Origin of the sequence: Bacillus sp. SIMBA_008 (genome assembly GCF_046535495.1) — a bacterium.
Lineage (GTDB): Bacteria > Bacillota > Bacilli > Bacillales > Bacillaceae > Bacillus > Bacillus subtilis.
On record NZ_JAWRWL010000990.1, the window covers coordinates 1 to 248 of the forward strand.

At 69.0% G+C, this 248-nt stretch carries 1 protein-coding gene; it reads right to left on the reverse strand.

Going from position 1 to position 248, the window contains the following annotated elements:
- Positions 1-248 (reverse strand): hypothetical protein (locus tag SB658_RS26355; RefSeq protein WP_410603452.1); only part of this gene is annotated, 248 nt, incomplete at both ends.

A 248-nucleotide genomic window follows, 5' to 3' on the forward strand; every position in this document is an offset into this window, starting at 1 on the left:
CTTCCAGCGTGCGGGTACCGGCCAGGTCGGCCTGCTTCCATTCCCAGCACGGGTTGAAGATGTCGGCATTGAAGATGCGGCGTGGACCAATGCGCGGGCCATCGTCTTCCAGGCGCAGCATCAGCTTGCCGGTGCACATCGCCAGTTCCTCGTCGCCACGGCTGCGCAGGCCCAGGGCCGACAGGTCGCGCACCACCGGCGGCGCCAGCGGCTGTCCGTGCCAGAGCGTGGCGACCTGCAGCTGCACG